General features: G+C 60.9%; 24 protein-coding genes. 13 read left to right on the top strand and 11 right to left on the bottom strand.

From position 1 onward, the window contains the following. Nucleotides 1-2 precede the first annotated feature (2 nt). The 3 genes from F7R20_RS21500 to F7R20_RS21490 form a co-directional block, all read right to left on the bottom strand. Nucleotides 3-377, bottom strand: a complete 375-nt coding sequence (locus F7R20_RS21500) for a terminase (RefSeq protein WP_003199324.1) — start codon at nt 375-377, stop codon at nt 3-5. Between the two features lie 258 nt (nt 378-635). Beyond that, a complete protein-coding gene (locus F7R20_RS21495; protein WP_003199326.1) occupies nt 636-2,117 on the bottom strand; it encodes a methyl-accepting chemotaxis protein in 1,482 nt (493 codons plus the stop codon). A gap of 141 nt (nt 2,118-2,258) precedes the next feature. Continuing rightward, nucleotides 2,259-3,065, bottom strand: a complete 807-nt coding sequence (locus F7R20_RS21490) for a TatD family hydrolase (protein WP_003199328.1) — start codon at nt 3,063-3,065, stop codon at nt 2,259-2,261. Nucleotides 3,066-3,302: 237 nt separating this feature from the next. Between F7R20_RS21490 and F7R20_RS21485 the strand changes: the two genes are divergently transcribed. From F7R20_RS21485 to F7R20_RS21470, 3 genes are all read left to right on the top strand, one after another. Then, a complete protein-coding gene (locus F7R20_RS21485; protein ID WP_003199330.1) occupies nt 3,303-4,724 on the top strand; it encodes an MltF family protein in 1,422 nt (473 codons plus the stop codon). Nucleotides 4,725-4,824: 100 nt separating this feature from the next. Beyond that, a complete protein-coding gene (locus F7R20_RS21480; protein WP_003199333.1) occupies nt 4,825-5,259 on the top strand; it encodes a DoxX family protein in 435 nt (144 codons plus the stop codon). An 881-nt stretch (nt 5,260-6,140) separates the two neighbouring features. Then, nucleotides 6,141-6,449 carry a hypothetical protein gene (locus tag F7R20_RS21470; protein ID WP_013692574.1) on the top strand — a complete coding sequence of 103 codons (309 nt, stop codon included), beginning with the start codon at nt 6,141-6,143 and terminating at the stop codon, nt 6,447-6,449. A gap of 8 nt (nt 6,450-6,457) precedes the next feature. Here F7R20_RS21470 and greB read toward each other — a convergent pair whose 3' ends face one another. The 3 genes from greB to F7R20_RS21455 are packed head-to-tail and all read right to left on the bottom strand — an operon-like array spanning nt 6,458 to nt 10,177. Beyond that, on the bottom strand, nt 6,458-6,955 hold the full coding sequence (greB, locus tag F7R20_RS21465; protein ID WP_003199337.1) for a transcription elongation factor GreB: 498 nt from the start codon (nt 6,953-6,955) through the stop codon (nt 6,458-6,460). A gap of 34 nt (nt 6,956-6,989) precedes the next feature. Continuing rightward, nucleotides 6,990-9,494, bottom strand: coding sequence for an ABC transporter permease (locus tag F7R20_RS21460; RefSeq protein WP_003199340.1), 2,505 nt, complete (start codon nt 9,492-9,494; stop codon nt 6,990-6,992). Next, entirely contained in the window at nt 9,494-10,177 is a 684-nt protein-coding gene (locus tag F7R20_RS21455) for an ABC transporter ATP-binding protein (protein ID WP_003199342.1), read from the bottom strand. Before F7R20_RS21455 ends, F7R20_RS21460 begins: the two co-directional genes overlap by 1 nt. Before the next feature lie 10 nt (nt 10,178-10,187). On the opposite strand from F7R20_RS21455, the gene F7R20_RS21450 reads away from it, so the two are divergent. The 3 genes from F7R20_RS21450 (at nt 10,188) to F7R20_RS21435 (ending at nt 12,377) form a co-directional block, all read left to right on the top strand. Continuing rightward, entirely contained in the window at nt 10,188-10,793 is a 606-nt protein-coding gene (locus F7R20_RS21450) for an arylesterase (protein WP_003199345.1), read from the top strand. 56 nt (nt 10,794-10,849) lie between these two features. Next, on the top strand, nt 10,850-11,143 hold the full coding sequence (locus F7R20_RS21445; RefSeq protein WP_003199347.1) for a hypothetical protein: 294 nt from the start codon (nt 10,850-10,852) through the stop codon (nt 11,141-11,143). A gap of 262 nt (nt 11,144-11,405) precedes the next feature. Beyond that, nucleotides 11,406-12,377, top strand: a complete 972-nt coding sequence (locus F7R20_RS21435) for a L,D-transpeptidase family protein (protein ID WP_003199349.1) — start codon at nt 11,406-11,408, stop codon at nt 12,375-12,377. 141 nt (nt 12,378-12,518) lie between these two features. On the opposite strand, the gene oprI is transcribed toward F7R20_RS21435, so the two are convergent. Then, nucleotides 12,519-12,770 (bottom strand): outer membrane lipoprotei OprI, encoded by a 252-nt coding sequence (gene oprI / locus F7R20_RS21430; protein ID WP_003199355.1) that lies wholly within the window; start codon nt 12,768-12,770, stop codon nt 12,519-12,521. A gap of 635 nt (nt 12,771-13,405) precedes the next feature. On the opposite strand from oprI, the gene F7R20_RS21425 reads away from it, so the two are divergent. Continuing rightward, nucleotides 13,406-13,687, top strand: a complete 282-nt coding sequence (locus tag F7R20_RS21425) for a GNAT family N-acetyltransferase (RefSeq protein WP_003199362.1) — start codon at nt 13,406-13,408, stop codon at nt 13,685-13,687. A 174-nt stretch (nt 13,688-13,861) separates the two neighbouring features. On the opposite strand, the gene F7R20_RS21420 is transcribed toward F7R20_RS21425, so the two are convergent. Continuing rightward, nucleotides 13,862-14,938, bottom strand: coding sequence for a 3-deoxy-7-phosphoheptulonate synthase (locus F7R20_RS21420; protein ID WP_003199364.1), 1,077 nt, complete (start codon nt 14,936-14,938; stop codon nt 13,862-13,864). A 267-nt stretch (nt 14,939-15,205) separates the two neighbouring features. On the opposite strand from F7R20_RS21420, the gene F7R20_RS21415 reads away from it, so the two are divergent. From F7R20_RS21415 to cysB, 4 genes are all read left to right on the top strand, one after another. Beyond that, nucleotides 15,206-16,159 (top strand): putative 2-dehydropantoate 2-reductase, encoded by a 954-nt coding sequence (locus tag F7R20_RS21415; protein ID WP_003199366.1) that lies wholly within the window; start codon nt 15,206-15,208, stop codon nt 16,157-16,159. A gap of 20 nt (nt 16,160-16,179) precedes the next feature. Further along, nucleotides 16,180-17,085, top strand: coding sequence for a 5'-nucleotidase (locus tag F7R20_RS21410; RefSeq protein ID WP_003199368.1), 906 nt, complete (start codon nt 16,180-16,182; stop codon nt 17,083-17,085). Between the two features lie 96 nt (nt 17,086-17,181). Beyond that, on the top strand, nt 17,182-17,682 hold the full coding sequence (locus F7R20_RS21405) for a universal stress protein (protein WP_003199370.1): 501 nt from the start codon (nt 17,182-17,184) through the stop codon (nt 17,680-17,682). A gap of 110 nt (nt 17,683-17,792) precedes the next feature. Then, the gene (gene cysB, locus F7R20_RS21400; RefSeq protein ID WP_003199376.1) at nt 17,793-18,767 is read left to right on the top strand and encodes an HTH-type transcriptional regulator CysB; all 975 of its coding nucleotides are present in this window, start codon (nt 17,793-17,795) and stop codon (nt 18,765-18,767) included. Between the two features lie 7 nt (nt 18,768-18,774). Here cysB and F7R20_RS21395 read toward each other — a convergent pair whose 3' ends face one another. Together F7R20_RS21395 and F7R20_RS21390 are read right to left on the bottom strand one after the other, a co-directional pair. After that, entirely contained in the window at nt 18,775-19,257 is a 483-nt protein-coding gene (locus tag F7R20_RS21395; RefSeq protein ID WP_003199378.1) for a GreA/GreB family elongation factor, read from the bottom strand. Between the two features lie 2 nt (nt 19,258-19,259). Next, nucleotides 19,260-19,646 (bottom strand): hypothetical protein, encoded by a 387-nt coding sequence (locus tag F7R20_RS21390; RefSeq protein WP_003199380.1) that lies wholly within the window; start codon nt 19,644-19,646, stop codon nt 19,260-19,262. Nucleotides 19,647-19,767: 121 nt separating this feature from the next. On the opposite strand from F7R20_RS21390, the gene earP reads away from it, so the two are divergent. Both earP and F7R20_RS21380 read left to right on the top strand, forming a co-directional pair. Continuing rightward, entirely contained in the window at nt 19,768-20,901 is a 1,134-nt protein-coding gene (gene earP / locus F7R20_RS21385) for an elongation factor P maturation arginine rhamnosyltransferase EarP (protein WP_003199383.1), read from the top strand. A 48-nt stretch (nt 20,902-20,949) separates the two neighbouring features. Next, on the top strand, nt 20,950-21,519 hold the full coding sequence (locus F7R20_RS21380) for an elongation factor P (protein ID WP_003199385.1): 570 nt from the start codon (nt 20,950-20,952) through the stop codon (nt 21,517-21,519). Nucleotides 21,520-21,655: 136 nt separating this feature from the next. Here the strand turns inward: F7R20_RS21380 and F7R20_RS21375 are convergent, their stop codons facing one another. Then, nucleotides 21,656-22,669 (bottom strand): alpha/beta hydrolase, encoded by a 1,014-nt coding sequence (locus F7R20_RS21375; RefSeq protein ID WP_003199387.1) that lies wholly within the window; start codon nt 22,667-22,669, stop codon nt 21,656-21,658. Nucleotides 22,670-22,700: the final 31 nt, after the last annotated feature.

The raw sequence follows: 22,700 nt of genomic DNA, 5'->3' as shown, positions 1-22,700 counted from the left end.
GGTCAAGGCTTGCGGTTGTGGCGGTGGCGCTCCCGCCAGGCGCGCCACCAGCCACCGCTGAGAAAGAACCGTGGGAAAGTCAGGAACTGTTCCACCAGCAGGCGTGACACGGCATCCTTGCGATCGCTGAACGGCTCGGAGGCCTGGGCCTCCAGGCTGTGTCCGTGACGTTGCAAGCCGAGTGCCGCGAGCAGGCCGATGATGCCGATGGCGATATCGCCCAGGCTCAAGCTGAACACCCCCGACACAATCAGCAGAAACGCGATGATGAACAGCGGCACGGCAATCAGGTGCAACACCAGGTTGGTGGGGTGCCGATGATTGTCTGGGTAGGCGCGCCATTGCCAGGCGGGAAGATTGGGGTGACGTTTGCCCATGATGCTGTTCCTTGAATGAAGCTGAATAATCCAAGGATAGGTCCGGTCGGGTGAGGCGGCGAATGGCGGTTGGCTATCGAAGCGATAGGTGGCCATACAGTTTGCTGTTGTGGCAAGGGGATTTATCTGTGGGAGCAAGGCTTGCCCGCGATGGAGGCTCGTCGGTTCGCCAAAGACCGCATTGCGCCCATCGCGGGCAAGCCTTGCTCCCACAGAGGGAATCCCCTCACCACAGGGAAACTCGGGCAAGCCAGTGTTCTACAGTTTCAACTGCCCAATCGCCTTGCTCAACTCGCCCGCCAACGTCGCCAGTTCATGGCTGGTGGTGGCTGAGTCGACGGTTTGGCGCACGGTGTTTTCGGTCACGTCGCGAATACTCACCACCGCCCGGTTCATTTCCTCGGCGACATGGCTTTGCTGTTCGGCCGCGACAGCGATCTGGGTGTTGCTCTCGCGCATTTGCGCCACCGCTGCGGTGATCTGTGCCAACGCGTCACCGGCCTCGCGGGCCTGTTGCACGCAATCGTCGGCCTTGAGCGAACTCTCCTGCATGAAGTCCACCGCGTCCCGGGTCCCGGCTTGCAGGGCCGAAACCATGGTGGTGATTTCGTCCGTGGAGGTCTGTACTCGCTTGGCCAGGTTACGCACTTCGTCGGCCACCACGGCAAAGCCTCGGCCCATTTCCCCGGCCCGTGCGGCTTCTATGGCCGCGTTCAGGGCGAGCAGATTGGTCTGTTCGGCGATGCTGTGGATCACACTGACCACGCCATTGATCTTCTGGCTGTCTTCGGCCAGGCGCTGGATCATTTCGGCGGTCTGTTGCACACCCGAAGACAACCCGGTGATCGACTGTTGCACCCGGGCGACCACTTCGTGACCGTTGCCGGCCAGGGTGTCGGCGGTTTTCGACAGGTCGCGGGTGGCGCCGGCATGTTGGGCGATGTGATAAACCGTGGCGGACATTTCGTTGATCGCCGTGGCGGCCTGATCAGTTTCGCTTTGCTGGCCGAGCATGCCGTGGCGAACATCGTTCATGCTCGACGCCAGGCGTGCCGCACCACTGTCCAACTGCCGGGCGGTGCTGGCAACGGTGTCGACCACCCGTTGATAACCGGCCTGCATGGCGTTGAACGCCGCCGCCATCTGGCCCACTTCGTCCTCGCAGGCCAGGGGCACGCGGGCGGACAGGTCACCGGTTTTTTCCACATGCAGCATCACGTCTTTGAGCGTGTTGAGCTGGCTGAGCAAAAACCGGATCAACAGCTGCGAGGCGCCCAGCATCGCCAACATCAACACGAACACGGCCACGGCGTAATGGCTGAAGCGTTCACCGAACACTTGGCTCAGGCTCACACCTTGGGCCAACACGGCGAGTTGTTGGCCGTCACCTCGACGGACCACTTGGGCGCCCAGCAGCGGGTCGTCGCCAAACAGCAGCCCGGTGTCGAGTTCGACCCAGCCGTTGGCCTGGGCCAGCGAAGGCAGCGGTTGTTCGTTGAGAACAGGAATCTGGTCGCGCTGGAATGCCAGGAGATAGTCGACCTTGGGCAAGGGCGTTCCGGCTGGCCAGGCATCAAGCAGGTGCGCCTGGGCCTGGGCGTTCGCCTGGGCCGCGTGGTTGCGCGCCTGCTGTTCGAGGTGCACCGCGTAGAGCACCAGCAGCAAGGTGGTGACAAAGGCGACCGCATTGACCGCCCAGAATTTGTATTTCAGCGAGATATTGCTAAGCCAGGCACCCATGGAAGGTCTTCTCTGATAGCGGAAACAGCATTGGCAAGGTGCCATTATTCTGCCGCTACTCAGGTGACGGGATTTTGATATGGGTCAACAGACAACATCGACCCCAGGGTTTTGATGTGAGCCCACAGGGATCTGCAGGGTTCAGGATATTGTGGGTAAACCAAAAAACGCCCGGGCGCAGGCGGTGCTGTGGGCTGCCAGGTCTTCCTGGGTTTCGCCCCGGTGCAAGGCCACTTCGCGCAGGACCTCCGTCAGGTAGGCCGGTTCGTTGCGGCCATTCTTGGGTTTGGGCCGCAACGTGCGGGGCAGCAGGTACGGTGCGTCACTTTCGAGCATCAGCCGACCGCGGGGAATTTCGCGCACCAACGGGTGCAGGTGCGTGCCGCGGCGTTCGTCACAGATCCAGCCAGTGATGCCGATGTGCAGGTCCAGGTCGAGGTAGCTGAATAGCGCCTTTTTTTCACCGGTAAAGCAGTGCACCACGGCCGCCGGCAATTGATCGCGAAAATCCCGGAGGATGTCCAGCAAGCGTTGATCGGCATCGCGTTCATGCAGGAACACCGGCAATTGCAACTGGACCGCCAAGGCGAGGTGTTCTTCCAGGACCTTTTCCTGTTGCGGTCGGGGAGAGAAGTCCCGGTTGAAATCCAGCCCGCATTCGCCCACCGCGCGCACGCGGCTGTGCATCAGCAGATCCTTGAGGTGCCGGGCGCTGTCGGCGGTCCACTCGCTGGCACTGTGAGGGTGAATGCCGGCGGTGGAAAACAGTCGCTCGCCAGTGTCGTCGAGGTGTTGACACAGTTCCAGAGCCTGTTCGCTGCCCTCGATACTGGTGCCGGTCAAGACCAGTTGGCAGACTCCGGATTCATAGGCGCGCTCGAGCACCGCCTGATGTTTGTCGGCGAAACTGGGGTTGGTCAGGTTGACGCCGATATCGATGAGTTGCATGGTGCTACCTCGGCCCAAAGGCTGGAAAGCATATCAGAGCTGTAGATTTATAAGAAAAGCCAAGAACTACAACGAGTTGAGGCTGTCTGTTAAGGCCGCGAGACACATCGGGTTGGTATAAAAGCCATCACTGTGCCAGTCTTCCGCACTTTTTCAGCGCCCCAGGCGCTCTGTTTCTGTCGACTCAGCCTCGTTTTTTCAAGGGAGGCGGTCCGCAGTATTCCTTCCGGAGAGTGGATGACACGTCCCCAGGTATTGCTACTGTTGTGTTGTTCGCTGTTGTTGCCAATGCCGGCCGAAGCGCGGCTGCCTGGGCCGGTGCAGGCAGTGGCGCCGGGCACGGTGCGCGACCTGGCGCAAATTCGCAGCAGCCGTGTGTTGAAGGTTTTGGTCAACCAGAGCCGCAACAGCTCCGGTGAAGTCCAGGGCCAACCCATTGGTGTCGAATACCATCGGCTGCGAGCCTTCGAGCAATACCTCAACGGCCACGCCCGGGATGGCCAGGAAATCACCCTCAAGATTATCCCCATGGCCAAGGACCAGTTGCTCGGCGCCTTGCAGCGCGGGGAGGGCGACCTGGTAGCGCCGGGTGAGTTGCTCGAGCTGCAGGCCGGCCATGCGGTCAGCGCCAGCGATCCGATCCGTACCGGCGTGCCGTTGCTGCTGGTGGGTATCAAGGGCGAGAAGCGCTACACCCGTGTGGAGCAACTTTCCGGCAAGACCCTGGCCCTGCCCAACGGCAGCGCGGCGGGGGACGCCGTGAGCCAGATCAACCAGAAACTGGCGCTGCTCAAGCTGCCGCCGGTGAAGGTCGAATGGGTCGATCCTACCCTGGCTGTGGAGGATGTCCTGGAAATGGTCCAGGGTGGGATTTTCCATTTGACCATCGTCGAGCAGCCCATCGCCGAGCGCTGGAGCAAGATCCTGCCCAAGTTGCGCTTCGACCGTCAGGTGCTGATCGGCGAGCCGAGTGACGAGTATTGGTTCGTTCGCCGTGACGCCGCCATGCTGCGGGCGAGCATCGACCGATTCCTGGCGACCTACAAGGTGCCCGCCAACGAGGACGCGGCATTCCTGCGCATTTACCGTCGTTTGTATCAGGTCCACTATCCGCTGGCCCGGGCTGATCGCCAGCGCCTGGAAAAACTGCGCCCGGTGCTGCAAAAACATGCCGATGCCCAAGGCATGGACTGGCTCAACCTGGCGGCCCTGGCGTTCAAGGAATCAGCCCTGCAACCCAACGCCCGCAGCGGCACAGGCCCCACCGGCCTGATGCAGATCACCCCATCGGCGGCTCAGCGCGTCGGAGTCGATAACATCCAGAACCTGGATGCCAATGTGCAGGCTGGCGCCAAGTACCTGGCCCTCATCCGCCGCAAGTTCTTTGCCAGCCCCAAGCTCAACGAGCGCGAGCGCATGGCCTTCGTCCTGGCCGCCTACAACATGGGCCCCGAGCGCGTCCAAGGTATGCGAGCCGAGGCCCGGCGGCGGGGACTGAACCCCAACCAGTGGTTTTTCCAGGTCGAGCGCATTGCCATGGAGCAGGTAGGAATGGGCGCCGTCAGCTACGTTAATAGTGTCAATAAGTACTACTTGGCATTTGATCGTGAGCGAGAGTCGCTGGAGCCTGGAGATCAAAAGGTCGCCCAGCGAAAATAATCGATAAATTCGATTTGTATCTCGCATTTTTTGCGCTTTTGGTACAAGTTTTTTTGATTAATATAGCGACCAACAACCACATACCTAGGGATGAACCCGCATGAGCTCGTTGATCAATAAAGTCTTGTTTACCCGCGCTGGCTACGGCCTGACTGTCCTGCGCATCGCTGTCGGCATCATTTTCGCCGCCCATGGCTCGCAGAAACTCTTCGGCCTGTTCGGTGGCTACGGCTTGGCAGGCACCGCGCAGTGGATGGAAAGCATCGGCCTGACCCCAGGTTACGTGATGGCGACACTGGCGGGCGGCACCGAGTTTTTCGCCGGCCTGGCGCTGATCATCGGTTTGCTGGCGCGTCCTGCGGCACTGGGCCTGGCCTTTCTGTCGCTGGTGGCGATTTTCTCCGTGCACATCGGTAACGGCTTGTTCATGGCCAACAACGGTTATGAGTTTGCCCTGGCGTTGCTGGCGGGCAGTATTGCCGTGCTGATCGAAGGTGCGGGCAAGCTGTCGGTCGATCGCGCCATCGCGGGTTGATTGCACGATTGGAACCCGTCTTGTACGTGATGCTGTTCACTTCGAAAAAGCGGCGCTTCTTCCAGAAATGGGAAAGCGCCGTTTTTTTGGTTTTGTTGTTTTGGCTGTGGGAGCAAAGCTTGCTCGCGAAGGCGGTGTGTCAGTTTGCGGTGATGTTGGATGTGCCGGCCTCATCGCGAGCAAGCTCGCTCCCACAGTGGTTTTGTGTCGGACATAATTTTGTGTTCACTGGAGATTCTGTGTGGGAGCGAGCTTGCTCGCGATAGCGGTGGCTCAGCCCCAACGATGCTGGCATGTGTCCCCCGGTCATGCTCTTGCTCTTGCTCTTGCTCTTGCTTTAGATCTTGATCTGGACGCCCCGTAAAACCACGCTGGCCGAACGCAGGCATTGCGCAGTGGGCACCTCGGCATGGATGCCGAGGTAGTCGCGCTGGGCCATGGATGGCCCTTCGCGGCGGGCCCACGGAGCAATGCCGGAGTGCGGGCACACCGAGCCTAGGCGAGGTGCCGAGTGGTGGGGCAAAGCGCTTTTACTTTTGGCGCTTTTCCAAAAGTGACCCGCCGTAAGGGCGGAACCCTAAGTCGCCGTTACCGCAGCAACGGATATACACACCAACCCACACCTCTCGGAACAGATAATCAGAAAACAGCATTACTGTCTTCTACGGGCCTTTTTATGGAGAGTGATTCTTGACACTGGCCAGTCAGCTTCTCTAGGATGCCGCTCATGCGCCGATTTAAACAGCTACTTGCGGGGCGCCAGGTGACTCAATCCAGTCGCCGATAGAAGCCGAAGACAAGGCTTCGAAATACCGCTAAAGCGCTGGTTCGGTGTTGCCTCTCACCTGCCATGCAGACTTTTGAGGCAGAGACACGACACGATGAACGCACCCAGCCCCCTAGTACGTCTTGCGCCGATCACGGCGAACCTTGTGCAACGCAATCCGAAAATTCTCCTGGGCGGCACTCACCAGCCAACGCTCTTGCGCTATCTCGACGGCTGGCCACGTCGTAATCATGGGCCCGCAGCTTTCCTGATCCAGTTTGTCGAAGACGGCGAGTCACTGGCCCGGTTCGCCAATGACAGTTTCGATCTGGCCGTCATCCAGTCCCCCAGTGCGGTGGACGCTCCTGAAATGATCCGGCAGTTGACCCGTGTTGCCCGGCAGGGATTGATCACGCGCCGCTGAGGCGAGGATTACGGATACGCGATGTCCACGATGTAGACCCGTTTCTCGCCGGTAGGCGTCTGGACGCTGACCTCGGCGTCCAGGGCCTTGCCGATCAGGGCCCGTGCCAACGGTGAGTCGATACTGATCAGGTTCTGCTTCAGGTCCAACTCGTCCGGGCCGACGATGCGATAGCGTGATTCCTTGCCATCCTCATCTTCGACCGTCACCCAGGCACCGAAGTACACCTTGTTCGGATCGCTGGGTTTTTCACTGACTACTTTAAGCGCTTCAAGGCGCTTGGTGAGGAAGCGCACGCGACTGTCGATTTCCCGCAGCATTTTCTTGCCGTAGGTGTATTCGGCGTTCTCCGAACGATCACCCTGGGCCGCCGCCTCGCTGACCGCCTGGGTCACCTGGGGACGGCGCACATGCCACAGCTCATGGAATTCAGCGCGCATCCGCGCTTCACCCTCGGGGGTGATCAGCGCGGTGCCGGCGGTGCGGGGTGGGCGATAACGGCTCATGGCAACTTCTTGTAATAGCGAAGCCGGGAGTCTATCAACCCTCGCGCAATACTGTCAGCGGGCTGGCGTTGAGCGCTCGACGGGTGCCAAACACCCCGGCCGCGCCGATCAACAAGGCCCCCAGCAGCGGCAATGCCAACAGCCATGGATGCGGATGCCAGGGCAGGTCGAAGGCGTACCGGTAAAGCACCAGGCTCACCAGCTCCGAACCCAGGGCCGCAAGCAGGCCACTGACCGCGCCCAGCAGGCCGAACTCGATGCGCCGGGCCTTGACCAGCAAGGGCCGTTCGGCGCCCAGTGCACGCAATAGCGCACCTTGGCGAATGCGCTCGTCGAGGGTCGCCTGCAGGCCGGAAAACAACACCGCCATCCCCGCTGCCAGTACAAACAACAACACATACTCCACCGCCAGGGTCACCTGGGCCAGGATGCTGCGCAGTTGTTCGAGCAGGGCCTCGACTTGCAGGATCGTCACCGCCGGAAAGGCCCGGGACAGGTCGACGATCGGTTGGTCGTGGCCCGACGCCAGGTAGAAACTGGTGAGATAGGTCGCTGGCAGATCCTTCAATGTGCCTGGCTGGAAGATCATGAAGAAGTTGGGCTGGAAATTGTCCCAGTTGATCTCCCGCAGGCTGGTGACCTTCGCTTCACGGTTGACGCCACCCACGCTGAACACGAGGCGGTCGCCCAGCTTGATCTTGAGGTTCTCGGCCACTTTGCCTTCCACCGAAACCCCCGGGATATCGTCCGGTGGTTGCTGCGGCCACCAGGTCCCTGCGGTGACGATGTTGCCCGTCGGCAGGTCCGCGGCCCAGGTCAGGCTCAAGTCACGTTGCAGCGCCCGGTCACCCGCAGAGTCCTTGGTGACGAACTCTGTGGCCGGTTCGCCATTGATGCTGACGAGGCGCCCGGGTACCACGGGGTAGAGCGGGGCCGATTGCGCCGACAATGCCAGCAGCTTGTCGGTGAAGGCCTGCTTGTCGTTGGGCAGGATGTTCAGCGCGAAATAGTTCGGGGCGTTTTTTGGCAACTGGTTTTGCCAGGTGTCCAGCAGCTCGCCGCGCAACAACGCGATCAACGCCATGGACAACAGGATCAGGCCAAACGCCAGGGCCTGGCCGGCGGCGGCCAAGGGATGACGCAGCAATTGGCCGAGGCCCAGCCGCCAGGGCAGGGAAGCGCGGGCCAACAGGCGACGCAGGCTCTGGAGCAGCAGCAACAACAAGCCGCCGAGCACCAGCGCGGCGACGACGCCACCACCCAGCAGGGCGAAGGTGAGGACCAGGTCCAGGCTCAGGCGCCACATGATCAGGCCCAGGGCGCCCAGCGCGGCACCGTAGATCACCCAGGAGCTGGAGGGGATCGGCAGCATGTCCCGGCGCAGCACGCGCAACGGCGGTACCCGGCCCAGCGCAGCCAATGGCGGCAGGGCGAACCCCGCCAGGGCCACCAGCCCGGTGCCGATCCCGGCGATCGCCGGCAGCAGGCCACCCGGCGGAACGGTGGTGGGCAGCAGGTCATGCAGCAGGGCGAACAGGCCCAGTTGGGCGATCCAGCCGAGCAGGGCGCCGCTGATGCTGGCGAGCAGGCCCAACACCGTCAATTGCAGGCTGAACAGCACCATGGTTTCCCGGCGTGACAGGCCCAGGCAGCGCAGCAGCGCGCTGGCGTCGAACCGTCGGGTGGCAAAGCGGTTGGCCGAGAGCGCGACGGCGACACCGGACAGCAACACCGCCACCAGGCTGGCCATGTTCAGGTAGCGTTCGGCCTTGCCCAGGGCGCCACCGATCTGCCGGTTGCCGTCGCGGGCATCCTGCAGGCGCTGGTTGGCTTCAAGGCCTGGCTTGACCAGGTCGCGGTAGGTTTGCAGCGCCGATGCCGGGCCGCGCCACAGGTCGCGATAGCTGACACGGCTGCCCGGCTGGACCACGCCGGTGGCCTCCAGGTCCTTGAGGTTGATCAGTACCCGCGGGGTGAGGCTGTAGAAGTTGCCGGCGCGATCGGGCTCATAAGTCAGCACGCGGCTCAGGCGCAAGGTCTGGTTGCCGACGTCGATGCTGTCGCCGATCTTCAGCTCCAGTGCCGTCAGCAGTCGTGCTTCGACCCAGGCCTCGCCAGGGTTCGGGCGTCCGCCGATTTCTTCCGGGGCGAACGGGGTGGGGGTGCTTTTCAGCTCGCCGCGCAATGGGTAGCTGTCATCGGCCGCCTTGACGCTGGACAGCTGGATGCCATTGTCGGTGGCCACAACACTGGAGAACTCCACCACCCGGGCGTGTTCCAACCCCAGTTCGATGCCGCTGCGAATCTGCTCCGGGCGGGCGGGGGAGCTGCCTTCGAGCAGCAGGTCGGCACCGAGGAACTCGGTGGCGCGCATCATCATCGCGCCGTTGAGGCGGGCACCGAAGTAACCGATGGCGGTACTGGCCGCCACCGCCACCAGCAGGGCGAAGAACAACACCCGCAACTCACCGGCGCGGGCATCGCGAAGCAATTGACGGACAGCGAGACTGAACAGGCGCAACAGCGGCAAGCGTGCCATCAAGGCTCCAGAGGGGCGACCATCTCGCCGGCTTCAAGTCGGATCAGGCGCCGGCAACGATGGGCCAGGCGTTCATCATGGGTCACCAGCACCAGGGTCGTGCCGCGTTCCTTGTTCAATTCGAACAGCAGGTCGCTGATGCGCTCGCCGGTATGGCTGTCGAGGTTGCCGGTGGGTTCGTCGGCAAACAGCACGTCGGGCTCGGCGGCAAAGGCGCGGGCAATCGCCACGCGTTGCTGTTCGCCGCCGGAGAGCTGGCGTGGCGAGTGGGTCAGGCGCTGGCCCAGGCCGACGCGCTGCAACAGTTGCGTGGCCCGTTCGCGGGCATCCTTGCGCCCGTCAAGTTCCAGCGGCAGCATGACGTTTTCCAGTGCATTGAGGCTGTCGAGCAACTGGAACGACTGGAAGACGAAGCCGACATGCTCGGCGCGGATCCGCGCACGCTGGTCTTCATCCAGAGCGCTGAGCGCTTGGCCGGCGAGTGTCACCTCGCCGCTGCTGGGCAGGTCGAGGCCGGCCAGCAGGCCCAGGAGAGTGGATTTGCCGGAACCGGACGCCCCGACGATGGCCAGGCTATCGCCTTTGTTCAGTTCCAGGCTGAGTTCGTGCAGGATGGTCAGTTCACCTTCCGCGCTGGAGACCACTTTGCTAAGGTCCGTCGCGGTGAGAATGCTTGAGCCCATGGAGAATCCGATGCGTGTGTGGTTTTTGAGTGCCGGCCTGGCCTTGATGTGCATGGCCCAGAACGCAGCGGCGGGTACAGTCCTGATCGTTGGCGATAGTATCAGCGCGGCTTTCGGCCTGGATACCCGGCAAGGGTGGGTGTCGTTGCTCGAACAACGGCTCAAGGCCGAGGGTTTTGACGATAAAGTGGTCAATGCTTCCATCAGTGGCGACACCAGTGCCGGAGGCCAGGCGCGGCTGCCGGCGCTGCTTGCAGCCCATAAGCCGGACCTGGTGATCCTGGAACTGGGCGGCAACGATGGCCTGCGCGGACAGCCGCCAACACAATTGCAACAAAACCTTGCAGCGATGATCGACAGCGCTCGTGCCAGCGGTGCCCAGGTACTTTTGCTGGGCATGCAACTGCCACCCAATTACGGACGGCGCTACACCGATGCCTTTGCCCGGGTCTACAGCACCCTGGCCGAGGAGAAAAAAGTCCCGCTGGTGCCGTTTTTTCTCAAGGACGTCGGTGGCATCCCGACCATGATGCAAGGCGACGGATTGCACCCGTCCGTCGCGGCCCAGGGCAAGTTGCTGGAAAATGTCTGGCCGACACTGAAACCGCTGCTTTGACGCTTTTCTACCGGCGGGCTTTCGGCTAATGTGGCGCCCCCGATTTGGAGCCCCCGATGCCGCGTCCCGCCTGGTCCCTGTTTGCCTACCAACTGATCGAGCCTGACGAGCAGCTGGATCTGTTCGCCTGCCAGGAAGTACGGGTGCACCTGGTGACCCGGCAGTTGGAACTCGGTGGCTCGGCCGACCGGACCCTCTGCGGCAGCCTGCTGCCGGCCCAGCCACGCTGGTCGAGCGTCGATCGCAAGATTTTCCAGGATCATCGCCTGTGCTCGTTGTGCCGGGCGATCCTGGAGTCCCAGAAACGCGGCACCTCGCCAATCTGGCCGGAGCTGCGGTTCGAGTTGTAGTTTCCCAGATTTCGACATGTCCCTTGTGGGAGCGAGCCTGCTCGCGATGGCGGCAGCACATTCAACATTAATGCAAGCAGACCCTCCGCTATCGCGAGCAGGCTCGCTCCCACAGGGATTTGGTCGAACCATCCATAGATGTGAATGCCTGAAACAATGCTTCACATCGGACGCCTCTGTACCGCTCTCCCCGAAATAACAAGTGGCAGTGTACAATCGCCGTTTTCATAACCCCTTGTTCGATCTGCGAAGGATTTCCCGGATGTTGCCGCGCTTGCCTGCCGTCGCCCGCTGCCTGTCTCTTGCCGCCCTGTGTATGGCGGGCCCCGTTGCCGCCCTGGAGCTGCCTCTGCCACCGCCGGGTGAAGACATCGTTGGCCAGGTGCAGGTTATCAAGGCCAAATACGAAGACACCTTCGCCGACCTGGGTACCACCTATGACCTGGGCTACAGCGAGATGGTCGCCGCCAACCCCGGGGTCGATCCCTGGTTGCCGGGCGCAGGCACCGAGATCGTGCTGCCGACTCGCTTCATCCTGCCGCCGGGTCCGCGCGAGGGCATCGTGATCAACCTTGCCGAGTACCGTCTCTACTATTTCCCCAAGGGGCGGAACGTGGTCTACACCTTCCCGCTGGGGATTGGGCGTGAGGGCTGGGGATCGCCGATCGCCCACACCAGCATCATCGCCAAGACGCCGAACCCGACCTGGACCCCGCCGGCATCGATCAAGGCCGAACACGCCGCTGACGGCGACCCGCTGCCGAATGTCGTGCCCGCCGGCCCGGATAACCCGCTGGGTCCGTTCAAGTTCACCCTGGGCACCCCGGGCTACCTGATCCATGGTTCGAACAAGAAGTTCGGCATCGGCATGCGGACCAGCCACGGTTGCTTCCGGATGTTCAACAACAACGTGCTGGAAATGGCCGGCATGGTGCCGGTGGGGACATCGGTGCGGATCATCAACGACCCCTACAAGCTGGGCTTGAGCGGTGGCAAGGTGTACCTGGAAGCTCACACACCGCTGGACGACAAGGGCAACCCGTCGGTGGTGGACAAGCACACCTCAGTGATCAACGCGATGCTCAAGCGTGAAGACATCACCAGCAACTTGCGCATGAACTGGGACGTGGTGCGGGACGTGGTGGCGGCCGAAGATGGCATGCCGGTGGAAATCGCTGTTCCGAATACCTCGGCACCGATGGTCACGAGCGCGCCGATCGACTTGCAGCAGTAAAAGACTCGACAACAACCCGCCGACGTTTCGCGATGTCGGCGGGTTTTTTATTGCTTGGGAAAACACCGGGCAATAGCTCTCGAACCCAAAAAAAAAGCCGACCCAAAAATGGGTCGGCTCGATAACAATCCCGAAGGACTATTACTTGCGGCTAGCTTTGTCCAGCATGCGCAGAGCACGCTCGTTAGCTTCGTCAGCAGTCTGTTGTGCTTTTTGAGCAGCAGCCAGAGCTTCATCAGCTTTACGGTAAGCTTCGTCTGCACGAGCCTGGGAGCGAGCTGCTGCGTCTTCGGTAGCAGTCAGACGTGCTTCGGTTTCTTTCGATGCGCTGCTGCAACCGGTAGCCAGAACTGCGGCCAGGGCCAGAGCAGAGAATTTCAGAACGTTGTTCATCGTGTTCCCCTTCAAGGACATTCTATTAGTGACTGTCTCCCCAGACTGAGGAGTTAGCCGGCGTACATACTACCCATTACTTGTAGTAAGTAAACTGACGTAGCGCAAGAAGCAAAAAAATTGTAGGCGGTGATTCTTTTTCGAGCAACTTTTCTAAGGGGTGTTTAAAAAATATACAGCCCGAAGCCCTTTGCTGGAGCGCGTCAACGAAAAAAAGTTCCGTGGCGACGGAGAACTCTGGCAGCCCTCGCTAACACCGTTGTTTATTGATTCACCTACACTTTTGTACATTTTTTGTGCAATGCCCCAGGCATCTTTATTGGTATTGGCGGTGACTTTAACTACGCGCGCTCGTCTCAAGACTCAACAACTGGCGATGTTCAGCTATTGCACCGTGACCGACTACAGCGCGACGATGGCGCTCAATCGATAAACCGGACGAGGTTTACCCCTTCGATGACAGGCGTGCCTTGAGCATTTGCGTCATTGGTGCCTACTATTCACGACGTGCTCGGGTTTGAGCGGATCGGTTTTGGCGCTCGGTGACCAGGAAGGCACGGGGTGGCGTAGATGTTCCTTCGCCGGAAAAACATCGGTAAGGTAGGGGTCGGCATTCAGACCCGCGAGGAGTAGTGATGAGCGAGGCGGTTACCATCCACCATGACCAGGCTGGTCATCAGTTCGAGACCAATGTGGACGGTCATCGTGCCTATCTGACCTATATGGACCTGGGCAAGCAGACCCTGGATATCTATCGCACCTTCGTGCCCAACGCCTTGCGCGGTCGGGGCATCGCGGCGGCGTTGACCGAAAGTGCGCTGCAGTACGCTGAAGAAATGGGCTATACGGTGATCCCATCCTGTTCCTACGTGGAGCGCTACATGGAGCGTCACCAGCGGCACGCGGCGAAACTCTGAGAAAACGGATTCCCAATAAAAAACGCCGAGCTGAAGAGCCCGGCGTTTTTTTATGTCTTGAGGAAAGCAAAAGATCGCAGGCTTCGCCAGCTCCTACATCCCCGCTCCAAATATGTGTAGAAGTTACGTAGGAGCGTGTAGGAGCTGTCGAGTGCAACGAGGCTGCGATCCTTTTTAGCCGCGCTGCCGCTTCGGCAGAACATCCTTGAGCTTGGCATGCATGCTGCGCAGGGTGTTCTCGGTGGCGCTCCAGTCGATGCAGGCATCGGTGATGGAGACGCCGTACTGCAAGTCGGCGAGGTCTTTCGGGATGGCCTGGCAGCCCCAATTCAAGTGGCTTTCGACCATCAGGCCGATAATCGACTGGTTGCCTTCCAGGATCTGGTTGGCCACGTTCTCCATCACCAGCGGTTGCAGTGCCGGGTCCTTGTTGGAGTTGGCGTGGCTGCAGTCGACCATGATGTTCGGCTTGATCTTGGCTTTGTTCAGCGCCTGTTCACACAGCGCGACGCTGACCGAATCGTAGTTCGGCTTGCCATTGCCACCGCGCAGTACCACGTGACCGTAGGCGTTGCCCTTGGTGGTGACGATCGACACGCCACCTTCCTGGTTGATGCCCAGGAAACGGTGTGGGCTGGAGACCGACTGCAAGGCGTTGATCGCCACGGTGAGGCCACCGTCGGTGCCGTTCTTGAAGCCCACTGCCGACGACAGGCCGGAGGCCATTTCGCGGTGGGTCTGGGATTCGGTGGTGCGCGCGCCGATGGCCGACCAACTGATCAGGTCCTGCAGGTATTGCGGCGAGATCGGGTCCAGCGCTTCGGTGGCCGTGGGCAGGCCCATTTCCGCCAGGTCCAGCAGCAATTGACGACCGATGTGCAGGCCGTCCTGGATCTTGAAGGAGTCATCCAGGTACGGGTCGTTGATCAGGCCTTTCCAGCCGACGGTGGTCCGAGGCTTCTCGAAATACACCCGCATGACCAGGTACAGGGTGTCGGAGACTTCCGCAGCCAGCACTTTCAGGCGCTCGGCGTATTCGTGGGCGGCCTTGATGTCATGGATCGAGCAGGGCCCGATGACCACGAACAGGCGATGATCGGTGCCGTCCAGGATGTTGCGGATGACTTCCCGGCCCTTGGTCACGGTGCGCAGGGCAGCGTCGCTCAGGGGAATATCGCGCTTGAGCTGGTCAGGCGTGATGAGGGTCTCGTTGGAGGCGACGTTAAGGTCGTTGATCGGTAAATCAGCCATCGTGTTACTCGTCAGGTCACGGGTGCCGGCCGCCAGCGATCCCCGCGCGGCGGTGCACAGCGGATTTTAAGCGCGTCGGGGAGCCGAACCTTATCGCGTTACGAGGTGGCTCGACAATGGGCTGGGTCGGGTTTAATGCCCTAAAGGCTGGGGAGCAGGCCTTGGGGATGGCTCTGAAGCAGATTCGTGAGCAGATGTAATGATGATTGCATGCCATGCCGCTCGCGCTGATAGTGTGCAGGGACTTTTACCAGGAGAGTTGCAAAGATGCAGGCAGGCGTGAAACCGCGGATCGGGATGATCGGCACCGGGGCGATCGGTGGGTTCTACGGCGTGATGCTGGCGCGTGCCGGTTTTGACGTGCACTTTTTACTGCGCAGCGAATTTGCTGCCGTGGCCGAAGCCGGCTTGCGGATCGACAGCGCGGTTCACGGTACGCTGGCCCTCAACCCCGTCCAGGCGTATCGCTCGGCAGCCGACATGCCGCCCTGCGACTGGCTGCTGGTCGGCGCCAAGACCACCAGCAATGCCGAGCTGGCCCCGGCCATTACCCAGGCTGCTGCTGACGGGGCAAAAGTCCTGTTGCTGCAGAACGGCCTGGATGTCGAAGACGATCTTCGACCCTTGTTGCCCGATTCGTTGCACCTGCTGGGTGGCCTGTGCCTGATCTGCGTGCATCGCGTCGGCCCTGGTGTCGTCACCCACCAGGCCCTCGGCGCGGTCAACGTCGGTTATCACAGTGGGCCTTGCGCCGACCAGGCACAACGCATGGTGATCGTCGAAGAGGCGGCGACGTTGTTCCGCAACGCCGGTATCGATGCCCAGGCCATGCCGGGCCTGCAACAGGCCCGCTGGCAGAAGCTGGTGTGGAATGTGCCGTACAACGGTCTTTCGGTTCTGTTGGGCGCCAGTACCACGCCGTTGATGGCCAACGACCATAGCCGCGAATTGATCCAGGCACTGATGGGGGAGGTGGTTCGCGGTGCGCAAGCCTGCGGGCATCACATCGTGCCGGGTTATGCCGAGTATCTGTTCACGATGACCGAGAAGATGCCCGACTACTGGCCGAGCATGTACCACGATTATTCCCACAAGCGTGCGCTGGAACTGGACGCGATCTACGGCCGGCCATTGGCGGCTGCGAAAGCGGCAGGGTGTGAGCTGCCGAAAATCGAAGCCTTGTATCAGGCGTTAGCGTTCGTGGACCGATATAACCGCTGAGCGGGCGAAAGGGGAGCGGTATGGCAAACAACATCGACGACAAACTGGTGCTGGCGATTTCGTCGCGGGCGTTGTTCGACCTGCGGGAAAGCCACAAGGTGTATTTGTCCAGTGGCGTCGAAGCCTATCGGCAGTACCAGATCGAGCATGAAGACGAAGTCCTGGCACCCGGTGATGCCTTCGCCCTGGTGCAAAAGCTGCTGAACCTCAACGAGCACCTGGGGCGCGCCCGAGTCGAGGTGATTCTGGTTTCGCGCAACAGCGCCGACACCGGCCTTCGAGTGTTCAACTCGATTCATCATTACGGGCTGGCGATCTCGCGCGCGGCTTTCGTTGGCGGCCGCAGTCCTTACCCGTACCTCAAGGCGTTCGGTTGCGATCTCTTTTTGTCGACCCACGCTGAAGACGTGCGCAGCGCCCTGGACGCCGGGTTTGCCGCCGCGACCATCCTGTCGGGTGGTGCCAGTCGCGCGGCCAGCGAGGAGCTGCGCATTGCCTTCGACGGCGATGCCGTGCTGTTTTCCGATGAATCGGAGCGCGTCTATCAGGCCGATGGGTTGGAAGCCTTCCAGGCCAGCGAGCGACAGGCCGCCCGCGAGCCACTGCGAGGCGGGCCGTTCAAGGGGTTCCTGGCGGCGCTCAATGCACTGCAGCGCGAGTTTCCCGAGGACGCCTGTCCCATTCGTACGGCGCTGGTGACGGCCCGTTCGGCACCGGCCCACGAGCGGGTCATCCGGACCTTGCGTGAGTGGGATATTCGCCTGGATGAGTCGTTGTTCCTGGGCGGCCTGACCAAATCGGCCTTCCTCGAAGCGTTCGCCGCCGATGTTTTTTTCGATGACCAGACCGGCCATTGCGAACTGGCCCGAGAGGTGGTCGCCACCGGTCACGTGCCCCACGGTATCAGTAACGAAATGAAGCCCTGACTGCCCTTGGTCCGGGACGTCAAGCCGCACGTCGCAGTCCCCGAGGCGCTGCTAAGCTGAATCAATCTCCGCCATTTTGGCACGCGAGGAGGTCACATGATTCGTTCGATGCTGTACGCCACAGACCTGGGCCTGTACGCCCCTTATGTGATGCAGCATGCCTTGGCGTTAGCACGGACGTTTGAAGCCGAGTTGTATGTGGTGCATGCGGTGGAACCGATGGGGCTGTTCGCCGAGTCGGTGTTGCAGAGCTATCTCGATGAACAGGCGCTGAACGAATTTCATCGCCAAGGTCTGAATACGGTGATGGCCAATATCGAACAGCGAGTGCTCGACAGTTTCCGCGAGGAGTTGGGAGACGGGCAGCAGGATTTGCAACTGATCAAGTCGGTCAGGGTGTACCAGGGCGATCCTTCCCAGGTCATCCTGGAGCAGGCTGCGAAACTCTCTGTCGACTTGCTGATCGTAGGCAGTCATTGCCAAGGGGCAAGCGGTGAGACCCCCTTGGGCAGAACCGCTGCACGGGTGTTGCAGTTATCCCGGGTACCGGTCTACCTGGTACCGCTGGTACAGCGTCGACGCCAGGGAGAGGCTTGAGGCTAAATGATGGCTTTTTATAAAAAGTTCTAGATTTATTGTCGTAACCTTTCATATAGTTATATACCGTCGCTGATGCCCGTGGCGTCCAACTGCTTTGAGGGATACATATGAAGCTTCAACAACTGCGCTACATCTGGGAAGTGGCGCACCACGACCTCAACGTTTCCGCTACTGCCCAAAGCCTTTACACGTCGCAACCTGGCATCAGCAAGCAGATCCGCCTGTTGGAAGATGAACTGGGCGTCGAAGTCTTCGCCCGTAGCGGTAAACACCTGACCCGCGTGACTCCGGCCGGCGAGCGCATCATCACCACCGCTGGCGAGATCCTGCGCAAGGTCGAAAGCATCAAGCAGATCGCCCAGGAGTTCTCCAACGAGAAAAAGGGCACCCTGTCGATCGCCACTACCCACACCCAGGCCCGCTATGCGCTGCCGCCGGTGATCAGCAACTTCATCAAGCAATACCCCGACGTGGCGCTGCACATGCACCAAGGCTCGCCAATGCAGATCGCCGAGATGGCGGCCGACGGCACGGTGGATTTCGCCATTGCCACCGAGGCCCTGGAACTGTTCGGGGATTTGGTGATGATGCCGTGCTATCGCTGGAACCGCTGTGTGGTCGTGCCCCAGGGCCATCCGTTGACGAAGCTGCCGAAGCTGACCCTCGAAGCCCTGGCCGAATACCCGATCGTGACCTACGTATTCGGTTTCACTGGTCGTTCCAAGCTTGACGAAGCCTTCAGCCATCGTGGCCTGACGCCGAAAGTAGTGTTCACCGCCGCCGATGCCGACGTGATCAAGACCTACGTTCGCCTGGGCCTGGGCGTGGGCATCGTCGCGAAGATGGCCGTCGATACCAAGCTCGACAGCGACCTGGTGGTGCTGGATGCCAGCGAGTTGTTCGAATCCAGCGTGACCAAGATCGGCTTCCGTCGTGGCACTTTCCTGCGGGGTTTCATGTGCGATTTCATCGAGAAATTTGCACCGCACCTGACCCGGGAAGTCATGGCCAAGGCCATCCAGTGCCACAACAAGCAAGAACTCGAAGAGTTGTTCGACGGCGTCGAACTACCGGTGCACTAAGACCCTTCTAGATCGCCTCGGTGACAGCGAACTGTTGCCGGGCGCCCGCTACCACGATCTCTACTTCATCCCCTTCGAACTTGCCCAGAAGGCCGCGGCCCAGCGGTGAGCGAGGGGTGATGACAGTGATCGGCTGGCCCACCAGCGAGACCTTCAAGCCCGCCGCATCCGGCCCCAGGAAGAGCCATTGCTGACGGCCGTCCTCATCTTCCAGGCCGATCAAGGTGCCGACCTGAATACCGCGCTGCTCGTCGTAAGGCCTTAGCGTCAGGTTCTGGCAGAGGGTGAGGGCCTGGCGGATTTCTTCCACGCGCCTGGCTTGTCCGGCGGCGAGGTAGGACGCCTCGAGACCCAGGGTGTCGTACTTGTTCTCGGCGATGTTTTCTTCGTGGGTCGCGGTTTCGTAGGCGGTCTGCGCGGCGCGTTCGGCGATGTCGAGATCAATCTTGAGCTTGTCGAGAATCAACTGGTGGACGGTCTGTTTGTTCATGGTCATTCGCAGAATTGCAGAACGTTGGCGCGGCTTTTTTCACTGGGCGCATTCTGGTCCTGTTGCAGCCAGAACTGGCACTTGGGGTTGGACAGGTTGCGCGGATTGTTGCGGGCCTGATCGAGCGCCTGGCGCTGCTCGTTCCGTTGCAGGTTCTGTTGGTACTGCTCGAACATCGGTGTGGGCGGCTCTGGGGGTGGTTGCACCGCCGGTGGTTGCGCCAGTTGATGGACGGCGGCGGCCACGGGTGCCAGTTGTTCATTGAACAGAAATCTGGACAGCAGCCAGCTCGTCAACACGATGGCGAGGAACCCCAGCCAGAGGCCCAGGGCGATGCTGAAGGTCAATTGCAAAGCCGTGAGGCGCGAGGGTGTCGAGTGATCGGGCATGGCTGCTTCCTGGCAGAGTCATGGGCAGGCGATGATTGTCGCATGAAGATTAATCGCCGTCGGCTCTTCTGCGTGATCGGTTTATTCGGGACAATCAGGCCTTTGCCACAGGGAGTCGGGAATGACCGTGCGTTGGGATATTTTTTGCACCGTCGTCGATAACTTTGGCGACATTGGTGTCACGTGGCGCCTGGCTCGGCAGTTGGTGGCCGAACATCGATGCGCGGTGCGGCTATGGGTCGATGACCTGCGTGCCTTCGAACGGTTGTGTCCGGAAATCGACGTCACCCTGTCCGAGCAATGGCAGCAGGGTGTGCAAGTGTGTCACTGGCCTGGGGAGTGGGCGCCCACCGACGCCGCCGACGTGGTGATCGCTGCGTTTGCCTGCCAACTGCCGAGCGCCTACATGGATGCGATGGCGGCGCGCCAGACGACGCCCCTGTGGATGAACCTTGATTATTTGAGCGCCGAGGACTGGGTGATCGGTTGCCACGGCCTACCGTCGGTCAAGTACAAGCACGTGCAGAAATATTTCTTTTTCCCGGGCTTCCAGGAAGGAACAGGTGGCCTGCTGCGTGAGGCGGGGCTTCTGGAACGCCGCCGGCAATTCCAGCAGGATGCCGCGGCGCAACGAATGTTCCTGCAAGGTCTGGGCGTCGAGCGGGCGCCGAATACCTGCCTTATCTCGCTGTTTGCCTATGAGAACGCCGGGCTGGCGAGCTGGTTTGACGCAATGGCCGCTGATGCCCAGGCGTTTCATGTGCTGGTTCCCGAAGGGCGGGTACTGGGTGATGTCGAGCGTTGGCTTGGCGTCGACGGCCTGGCGGTCGGTGCGGTACATCGACGCGGCGCACTGACGGTGCAGGTATTGCCGTTCATCCGCCAGGACCAGTACGATCAATTGTTATGGTGTTGCGATTTCAACGCCGTGCGTGGCGAAGATTCCTTCGTGCGCGCCCAATGGGCCGGCCGGCCGTTGCTCTGGCACATCTACCAGCAGGAAGAAGACGTCCACCTGGAAAAACTCGAGGCGTTTCTCAGGCTCTACACCCAGGGGCTTTCCCAGGCGGCGCAAAAAGCGATCAGCGGTCTTTGGCGGGCCTGGAATGCCGGCCAGGAGATGACTGAACATTGGAAAGACACCCGTGAACAGCAGCAGGAACTGGCCGAACATGCCCAGGCGTGGTGTCTGGAACAGGCCTCGCGAGCCGATCTTGCCGCAGCGCTGGTGAAGTTTTATGTAAATTGGATATGATACGCGGCCTAGATTTTTGTAAATCCCATCCAAATTCGGATATTCGCAATGAAAACTGGTAAAGAACTGAAACCCGGGACCGTGATCCGTCTCGAAAACGATCCTTGGCTGGTTCAGAAAGCTGAGTTCACCAAGTCGGGTCGTAACAGCGCGATCATGAAGACCAAGCTGAAGAACCTGCTGACCGGTTACAAGACCGAGATCGTCTACAGCGCCGACGACAAACTGGACGACGTGATCCTCGACCGCAAAGAAGCGACCCTGTCCTTCATCAGCGGCGACACCTACACGTTCATGGACACCACTGACTACACCATGTACGAGCTGAACGCCGAAGACATCGAAAGCGTTCTGCCGTTCATCGAAGAAGGCATGACCGACGTCTGCGAAGCCGTGTTCTTCGAAGAGCGCCTGGTTTCCGTAGAGCTGCCGACCACCATCGTGCGTCAGGTTGACTACACCGAAGGCTCCGCTCGCGGTGACACTTCCGGCAAGGTGATGAAGCCTGCCAAACTGAAGAACGGTACCGAACTGTCGGTAGCTGACTTCATCGAAATCGGCGACATGATCGAGATCGATACCCGCGAAGGCGGTTCCTACAAAGGCCGCGCTAAATAAGCGAAGCCTTGTGTATGAAAAAGCCCGACCATTGAGTCGGGCTTTTTTATGCCTGCGGATCATGTTCAGGCCAAGGGACAGGATGGGGTCTGTGGTGAGGGGATTGATCCTTGCTCCCACAGTGTTTCATCACAAGTCACTTCAGGTGTTGCTTGAGCTCTTGCGACACCTGCAGCATCGCCGAACGTACCGCCGGCACCTGGCTGACCACGTTGAGCAAGCCATAGTCGTGGATCATGCCGTTGTAGCGCACGGCGGTGACGGGTACACCGGCTGCGTCCAGCTTGCGGGCATAGGCTTCACCCTCATCGCGCAGGACGTCGGCCTCGGCAGTTTGTACCAGCGCGGGCGGCAGGCCCTTGAGTTGTGCGGTGCTGGCGCGTAACGGCGAGGCATAGATCTGGCTGCGTTGCCCGGCGTCGGTGGTGTAGTTGTCCCAGAACCACTTCATCATGTTTTTACTGAGGAAGTGCCCTTCGGCGAACTGGTTGTAGGACGCCGTCTCGAAGCTGGCATCGGTCACCGGCCACAGCAATGCCTGGAAGCGGATCGCCGGCGTGCCTTTGTCCTTCGCCATCAAGGCCACGACCGCCGCCATGTTGCCGCCGACGCTGTTGCCCACCACGGCCAGGCGCTTGCCGTCGACGTTGATCTGCTTACCGTGTTCGGCCACCCATTTCGTGGCGGCGTAGGCCTGGTTGATCGCCACCGGGTAATGCGCCTCGGGTGAGGGCGTGTAGTTGACGAACACCGCGACAGCGCCCGAGCCCGCCACCAGATCCCGAACCAGGCGTTCGTGGGTCGGGAAGTCACCCAATACCCAGCCACCGCCGTGGAAGAACATGAACACGGGCAACTCACCCTTGACCCCGGCCGGGCGAACGATGGTCAGGCTGATCGGTTGGCCCTCGACCTGGATGGTTTTCTCGCTGACGTCGGCCTTGGGCAAGGTCAGTTTCACCCCTGCCTGGGCGCCCACCAATACGGCGCGAGCGTCCTTGGGTGACAGTTGCTCCAGGGGCTTGCCGGTGCCGGCATTCAGCGCGTCGAGAAACGCCTGGGTGTTGTGTTCGACGATGCCGTCGGCGAAGGCACTGCTGACGCCGAGGGCGAGAAGGGTGGCGGTCAAGGCTTTGCTGAGCGTGTTCATGTGCATCTCCTTAGGTTCGGGTCCAGGGTCG

The organism is Pseudomonas brassicacearum subsp. brassicacearum, assembly GCF_008801605.1.
In the GTDB taxonomy this organism is placed as follows: Bacteria; Pseudomonadota; Gammaproteobacteria; order Pseudomonadales; family Pseudomonadaceae; genus Aquipseudomonas; species Aquipseudomonas brassicacearum.
Note: the sequence above shows the minus strand (reverse complement) of the source record. Positions and strands in the feature narration are given on the sequence as shown.

Bases quoted from the DNA above. Each gene is read 5' to 3' on its own strand.
- greB (WP_003199337.1), bottom strand. From the start codon at position 6,955: ATGAGCCGTTATCGCCCACCCCGCACCGCCGGCACCGCGCTGATCACC.
- F7R20_RS21460 (WP_003199340.1), bottom strand. From the start codon at position 9,494: ATGGCACGCTTGCCGCTGTTGCGCCTGTTCAGTCTCGCTGTCCGTCAA.
- F7R20_RS21375 (WP_003199387.1), bottom strand. From the start codon at position 22,669: ATGAACACGCTCAGCAAAGCCTTGACCGCCACCCTTCTCGCCCTCGGC.
- earP (WP_003199383.1), top strand. From the start codon at position 19,768: ATGACCGTGCGTTGGGATATTTTTTGCACCGTCGTCGATAACTTTGGC.
- F7R20_RS21390 (WP_003199380.1), bottom strand. From the start codon at position 19,646: ATGCCCGATCACTCGACACCCTCGCGCCTCACGGCTTTGCAATTGACC.
- F7R20_RS21405 (WP_003199370.1), top strand. From the start codon at position 17,182: ATGATTCGTTCGATGCTGTACGCCACAGACCTGGGCCTGTACGCCCCT.
- F7R20_RS21490 (WP_003199328.1), bottom strand. From the start codon at position 3,065: ATGCAACTCATCGATATCGGCGTCAACCTGACCAACCCCAGTTTCGCC.
- F7R20_RS21415 (WP_003199366.1), top strand. From the start codon at position 15,206: ATGCAGGCAGGCGTGAAACCGCGGATCGGGATGATCGGCACCGGGGCG.
- F7R20_RS21420 (WP_003199364.1), bottom strand. From the start codon at position 14,938: ATGGCTGATTTACCGATCAACGACCTTAACGTCGCCTCCAACGAGACC.
- F7R20_RS21380 (WP_003199385.1), top strand. From the start codon at position 20,950: ATGAAAACTGGTAAAGAACTGAAACCCGGGACCGTGATCCGTCTCGAA.
- F7R20_RS21435 (WP_003199349.1), top strand. From the start codon at position 11,406: ATGTTGCCGCGCTTGCCTGCCGTCGCCCGCTGCCTGTCTCTTGCCGCC.
- F7R20_RS21495 (WP_003199326.1), bottom strand. From the start codon at position 2,117: ATGGGTGCCTGGCTTAGCAATATCTCGCTGAAATACAAATTCTGGGCG.
- F7R20_RS21470 (WP_013692574.1), top strand. From the start codon at position 6,141: ATGAACGCACCCAGCCCCCTAGTACGTCTTGCGCCGATCACGGCGAAC.
- F7R20_RS21445 (WP_003199347.1), top strand. From the start codon at position 10,850: ATGCCGCGTCCCGCCTGGTCCCTGTTTGCCTACCAACTGATCGAGCCT.
- F7R20_RS21485 (WP_003199330.1), top strand. From the start codon at position 3,303: ATGACACGTCCCCAGGTATTGCTACTGTTGTGTTGTTCGCTGTTGTTG.
- F7R20_RS21395 (WP_003199378.1), bottom strand. From the start codon at position 19,257: ATGAACAAACAGACCGTCCACCAGTTGATTCTCGACAAGCTCAAGATT.
- F7R20_RS21455 (WP_003199342.1), bottom strand. From the start codon at position 10,177: ATGGGCTCAAGCATTCTCACCGCGACGGACCTTAGCAAAGTGGTCTCC.
- F7R20_RS21450 (WP_003199345.1), top strand. From the start codon at position 10,188: ATGCGTGTGTGGTTTTTGAGTGCCGGCCTGGCCTTGATGTGCATGGCC.
- F7R20_RS21500 (WP_003199324.1), bottom strand. From the start codon at position 377: ATGGGCAAACGTCACCCCAATCTTCCCGCCTGGCAATGGCGCGCCTAC.
- F7R20_RS21480 (WP_003199333.1), top strand. From the start codon at position 4,825: ATGAGCTCGTTGATCAATAAAGTCTTGTTTACCCGCGCTGGCTACGGC.
- F7R20_RS21410 (WP_003199368.1), top strand. From the start codon at position 16,180: ATGGCAAACAACATCGACGACAAACTGGTGCTGGCGATTTCGTCGCGG.
- cysB (WP_003199376.1), top strand. From the start codon at position 17,793: ATGAAGCTTCAACAACTGCGCTACATCTGGGAAGTGGCGCACCACGAC.
- oprI (WP_003199355.1), bottom strand. From the start codon at position 12,770: ATGAACAACGTTCTGAAATTCTCTGCTCTGGCCCTGGCCGCAGTTCTG.
- F7R20_RS21425 (WP_003199362.1), top strand. From the start codon at position 13,406: ATGAGCGAGGCGGTTACCATCCACCATGACCAGGCTGGTCATCAGTTC.